The 6080-nt window shown below is 75.1% G+C and carries 2 protein-coding genes; one reads left to right on the top strand and one right to left on the bottom strand.

Translation table 11 applies throughout. The annotated features are described in order from the left end of the window. Nucleotides 1–8: 8 nt before the first annotated feature. Nucleotides 9–3707 (bottom strand): hypothetical protein, encoded by a 3699-nt coding sequence (locus R7226_RS09150; protein ID WP_318596767.1) that lies wholly within the window; start codon nucleotides 3705–3707, stop codon nucleotides 9–11. A gap of 225 nt (nucleotides 3708–3932) precedes the next feature. Here R7226_RS09150 and R7226_RS09155 point away from each other — a divergent pair. After that, a partial coding sequence (locus R7226_RS09155) for an AAA family ATPase (protein ID WP_318596768.1) occupies nucleotides 3933–6080 on the top strand: 2148 nt, incomplete at its 3' end.

Consider the following 6080-nt stretch of genomic DNA (forward strand, 5'->3'; position numbering starts at 1 on the left):
CGCGTCGCTCAGCCGCAGACCGCCTTGCGCTGCCCCCAGCCGTTGTTCCAGTCGCCGAAGAACTCGGTCTTGTCGATCCCCAGCTGCGTCGGCATCCCGCTGGTGTCGCTTCTGTTGACCGGCGCGAACAGCGGGTCGACCAGCGCCGAGGTCGGGTTGCTGCCGCCGTCCCAGATCGTCGGCAGGCCGCTGCGCCAGCTGTCGGTGCGGACATCCATCGGGTCATCGCTGCTCTTCAGCACCCGCAGCATGAAGTACGACTGGTTGGCCGCCGCCGGCGGCGTCGTGTTCCCCGGCGCGTTCCAGCCGTGGACGACGCTGTAGTGCAGCGAGCCGGCCGGGTTCTTCGCGAACGGATGCGTGCGCGGCGGGTTGGTCGGGTCGTTGTTCTCACCCCAGCAGCGGTACGTTCTGCCGGGCAGCGTCCGCGCCGAGGGGCCGAAGCGCGGATCGTCGGTCGCGCCGGTCGCGTTCGGGTCGATCACCCACTGCGTGTAGGTGAGCGGCAGCAGCGAGGCGTAGAACTCGCGCGTCGCGCTGAGCGCCAGCGACTGGCGCAGCGTCGTCGACACTCTCGGGTTCAGCGCCCACGCGCCGATCGAGTTTCTGCCGGCGGTCTGCAGCTTGCCCCAGTCGCTGACGAGCAGCTGCTCGATGTGCGTGATCGTGTCTCTCAGGCTCGTGTAGCGCGTGATCAGGTCGGTGCCGAGCATGTCGGCGCGGTCGTGGATCGCCTGCGACGCCCCGTTCGTCTCGCCGCCGCTCTGCTCCGATTCGGGCGTCGTCGCGGAGGCGAGCCCGAGCACGCCGGCGACGAGCGAGAGCGGCTCGGCCGCCTCCGCCAGCGGGGTGAAGCCGAGCAGGCCGGAGGCGACCTCGAGCGAGTAGTCGCTGACGTCGAGCCAGTCGAGCTCCGCCTGCTTCTTGTCGCGCTTCTCGGCGTTGACGCGCGAGTTCTCCGCGACGTTGCTGGCGATTCTTCTGAGGTCGACGAAGCCGGCGAGCGCCTCCTCGTCGTAGATCACGTCCCAGCTGTCGACCAGCCCTCTGATGTTCGAGACGTAGTCCATCTCCGTCGCGAGTTGGTCGCGCAGGTCGGTGAACTGTCTCGCGCTGAAGGGCACGTCGCCGCCCGGGTAGCCGAGCCCGCGGGTCGTCGCGGCGACCGTCGACCAGGTCGGCGACGTGTCGCGGTAGTGGTCGCGCACGTCGGGCGAGCCAGCGCCGTTGAACAGCTGGTTCGAGATCCAGCGGTTGGCCGCCTGGTAGGCGGGGCTGTTGGAGTACGGCCACGCGGTCCGCGGCTGGAAGGCGAGCTCCCACAGCGCGGAGGGCTCGAAGGCCGGGTCGGAGACGGCGGTGCGGACCGTCCACTGCCCCTGTCTGGTGCGCGCGAGCGTTCCGACCATGCGCGCGTTCGACTGGACGTTGCCGGTCTGCCCCTGGACGCGGCTGGCGCGGCCGTCGAACGGGTGCGTGGAGCCGACGACCGTCAGGCCGCCGTTGGCGACCCCCTGGTTGTCCTGGCCGTCGCCGAAGCCCGAGACGACGTCGTGGCCGACCGGGCTGGAGAGCACGCCGACCTGGCCGGCGACCGTCGGGCCGGCCGCGTTCCAGACCTTGTAGAGCGCGTTGTTGGGGTTGTCGGTGCCGTCGTTGGAGACGAACTGGCCGCCCTTCCAGGCGCCCAGGTTCGGCGCCCCGACGTCGTCGTTGACCCAGCTCGGCGAGCCGTTGGGCGTGTTGCCCCAGTACTGGCCGCGGCCGAAGGTCTGCAGCACGACGACGCTCTGGCGGGCGAGCGTGCGGTTGGCGTATTCGAGCGTCGCCGCGAGCCCCTTCACGCCGCTGCCGTAGGTGCCGCCGGCCGGGTTCCCGGCTGCGCCGTCGAGCGCGGTCCCGCCGGCCTGGATGATCGTGAAGGTCGCCTGCACGAGCGGTCGCAGACCGCCGCTGGCGTCGAGCACGAGCAGCTGCGCCGCGGTGTCGCCGTCGCGTATCTGCGCCGACTGGTAGCTCTGCTCGCCGATCGCGATCACGTTGCGCGTGTAGAGGTCGGAGCCGGGCGCGGCCGTGTCGATCGGCAGCAGCTCCGGCGAGACGTACGAGTAGGTGACGTTGTTGACCGTCTGCAGGTAGCCGTTGAGCGTGCCGCCGCGACCGCTCGACCCGCCCTGGAAGCCGGGCAGCCCGGCCTGCGTGACGCCGATGCTCTGGTGCGCCTGGCCGGGGTTCATGCCCGGCTTGCCGATCAGCGACCAGTGCGAGTTGCTGAGCGACGTCCAGCCGTCGGGGCTGTCCGTCAGGCCGCCGACGCTCGCGATCAGCGCGTGGAACGTCTTCCAGTCGAAGTTGGCCTTGCGGTTCGGCTGCCAGGGGGTCGGGTGAACGAGGTTCTGGGCGGTCGCGACGGTCATCACGATCAGCGCGCCGTTGCTGTACCCGTTCACGAATCTCTGCGCCTGCTTCAGCTCGTTCGGCGCGAAGGAGGCGTCGCCGAGCGTCGTCGTGTAGCTCTCGTCGAGCGCGACGACGTGCAGCCACTTGCCGGGCGCGGTCGGCAGCGAGCGGTCGCCGACCTTGATCGCGCCGTCGCCGCCGATCGTCTGGATCGGGACGCCCATCGGGTCGTCGGTCGGCCCGACCCCCACGGCGACGTCGTCGATCGTGACCGGGCTGACCGGCTCCAGCGTCGCCGGCAGCGGCTCGAGCGTCGCCGGCAGCGGCGTCAGCGGCGTGCTCGGCCGCTGCGGTCTGACCGGCGTCAGCGGCGTGCTCGGCTGCTCGCTCTGGGCGGCGCCGGCGCGGGCGCCCGTCTGCCGTGGCGCGCCGCGGTCGCGGGCCGGCCGCGCCTCGACGACGTGCAGCCGGACGCGGTAGCGGCCGGGCGTGCGTGCGATCAGCCGCGGCCGTCTGCCGGTGTCGCCGACCAGCCGTGCTCTGGCACCGCGCGGCCGCTCGACGAGCTGCCAGCGGTAGACGAGCCGCGTGCCCCTGCGGGCGCCGCGCGAGCGCGAGCCGTCGAGCACGACCGCGTGGCCGGGAGCTGAGCGGCGGTCGCGGCCGGCGCTGACCAGCGGCGCCCCGCGCCCGACCCGGACCGTGCGCGTGACGCGCTGGAAGCGATGGCCGGCTTCGTCGAGCGCGACCGTGACGCGGTTGGCGCCGAAGCGCAGCCCGTGGTGGGCGCCGAGCTGGAAGCGACCGCCGCGCTCGCCCGCGCCGTTGAGGGGACTGTCGAGCTGGTCGCGCACGAGGCGGCCGTTGACCCACAGGCGGTAGCCGAGCACACGCCGGTGCGCGCGCACGTCGAGCGTCAGCGCGGAGCGCTCGTCGCGGCCGTCGCGCACGACGGGCCGGGGCGTCAGGACCGGCGGGCGCGCGTCGCGCCGCCAGGCGACGAAGGTGAAGCCGGCGGTGCGCAGGCCGCGCGTGCCCGCTCTCCCGACCGCGGCGGTGAAGCTGCCACGACCGATGCGGAAGTCGCGCCCGCGTACGAGCCGCGCGGTGCGCACGCCGCCGACCGCTCTGCCGAAGCGGCCCGTCACGTTCCTGCCGTCGAGCCGAGCGCGGAAGCCGGGACCGTTCGCGCGCAGCCGCACGACCAGGGTCGAGTGCTCCACGCGCACGTCGACGTTGTTGTCCGGGGTCAGCAGCGAGAGCCGGGGCGCGGTCGCCGCGGCGGAGCCGTCGGCGGCTCCTGCCACGGGCGCACATGCGCCGGCGCTCGCCGCGATCAGCCCTGCCGCCAATCGAGCTCGCATGGCGCTGAAGCGTGAGGCCGCCGGGGCGCTGCTGCATCCGGGATTGCTCCGGATCGTCAAGCGCGGCGACCCTGGGAAGCGCCGGTATCGTTGGCTGCGGTCGAACGGTCCCTGGCAGGGGACGGCGACGGTCGAGGTGGCGACGGATCGCGGGAGAGGGCGGCGACGATGGACGAGGCCGACAAGCTGGTGCGGCGGGCGCTGGGCGAGACGCTCGAGGCGGCGCGCGCCGGTGACGGACGAGCGCTGTTCGTGCGCGCGTCGCTGCTGAGCCGTACGACGGAGCTGCTGCGGCGGGCCCGCTCGCTCGCCGCCGAAGGCAGCGCGATCGCCGTCGTGGCGGTGCGCGGCAGCGTCCTGGAGCGCGACCTGCCGTTCGCCTTCGCGGAGCAGCTGACGGGCTCCTCCGACGGCGGGCTGCTGTCCGCGTCGCCGCTCGTCGCGACGGCGCGACGGCTGCTCGACGGATGGAGCGCGGCGGGGCCGACGGTGCTGCTGCTCGATGACGTGCAGTGGGCCGACGACGCCTCGCTGGAGCTGCTCGCGCTGCTGACGCGGCGGCTCGCCGGCCGGCCGGTCGCGCTCGTCGCGACGCTGCGCGGCTGGCCGCCGGCCGCCGCGGCGCTCGCCGACGAGTTGGCGCGTGAGCGCTCTGTAACGGTGATCGAGCTGCCCATGGTCGTCGCGGCCGTCGCGACGCTCCCGTCACGCGAGCTGCTCGCCCGCGCGTTCGCCGGGCTGCCCGAGCACGCGCGCGCCTGCGCCGAGGCGGCGGCGGTGCTGCTGGCGACGCCGGCCGCGGACGGCACGGCGGTCCCGCTGCCGAGCGCTGACCTGCGCGCGGTCGCGGAGAGCGACGCGGCGGAGTTCGCCGCCGTGCTCGACCTGCTCGTCGCCGCCGGCCTGCTGCGCGCCGACGGCGGCACCGTCCGCTTCGCGCTGCCGGCGTTGGCCGCGGCGATCGACGGGACGCTCGCGCCCGGGCGGCGGGCGCTGCTGCACGGCCGCGCCTACGAGCGGCTGCGCGAGCGCGGCGACGTCGTCGCCGCCGCGCCCCACGCCGTCGCCGCCGGCGCGGTCGGCGACCCACGCGCGGTCGAGACGATCGCGCGGGCGGCGGAGGCGGTCTTCGGCGGCTCGGCCGAGCGGGGGCTGGAGCTGTTCGCGGCCGCCGTCGAGCTGGCGGAGCCGACTCCGCCGCCGGCGCTGCTGGCGCGCTTCGGCGACGCGCTCTTCGCCGCCGGGCGGCCCGACGAGGCGCTCGCCCGCTACACGCGGCTGCTGCGGCTCCCGCTCGACCTCGAGGGCCGGGCCGGCGCGCTGTTGAGAGCGGCTCGCGCGCAGACCTACACCGGCCGCTTCGAGGACGGCCGCGCGAGCTACGACGACCTCGTCGCACAGGCGCGCGAGCAGGGATCCGGTCCGTCGGCGGCGCTGCTGCTGGAGCGGGCGCACGTCGTCTGGGAGCTGGGCGGGCCGCTGGCCGGGGTGGAAGCGCTCGCGCCCGAGCTGGCGCCGGCGGCCGGCGCGGCCGAGCGCGAGCTGCTGGAGGCTGCCCGCGGCCAGTACCTGCTGCAGGCCGGCGATCCCTCCGGCGTTTCCGCCATCGAGCGCTTCGCCGACCGCGAACGGCGGCGGCTGGGCGCCGGCTCTGACGATCCGGCCGCGTCGTTCAACGCGGCGCTGCTGCAGGCCGCCTGCTGCTGCATCACCGAGCGCTTCGACGCGGGCGCGGCGGCGATCGAGCACGGCAGCGCGACGCTGCGCGACGCCGGGGCGGTGCGCGCCGCCGCCCCGCTGCTGCTGATCGCCGTCGGCGCGCAGCTGCACCGCGGCGATCCCGGCGGCGCGCTGGAGGAGCTGGAGCGGATTGAGGCGGAGCTGGACGTCGACCCGCTGATGCGGCCGCACCTGCTGATGCTCCGCGCCCGCGCCCGGCAGCTGCTCGGGCTGACCTCCGAGGCGGCCGACAGCGCGCGCGCCGCGGCGGCGCTGCCGGCGGCCGGATCGTTCTTCGTGCGCATCTGGCTGACCTGGGTCGAGGCGGAGGGGCTGCTCGCCGCCGGCCGCGCGGCCGAGGCCGCCGGCGCCTTCGGCGAGCTGTTCGCCACGGTGCGCGCCGTCGGCCTGCGCGAGCCGTGCGTCGTGCCATGGGCGGCGGGCGCGATCGAGGCGGCGCTGGCCGCCGGAGAGCTGGCGCTGGCTGCCGAGCTGTGCGACTGGCTGGAGGAGGCCGCGGCGCCGCTGCCATGCCGCTGGCCGCGCGCGGTCGCGCTCGCCGGGCGGGCCGGCCTGGCCGCCGCGGCCGGCGACGAC

Origin of the sequence: Conexibacter stalactiti (genome assembly GCF_033542075.1) — a bacterium.
GTDB classification, from domain to species: Bacteria; Actinomycetota; Thermoleophilia; order Solirubrobacterales; family Solirubrobacteraceae; genus Conexibacter; species Conexibacter stalactiti.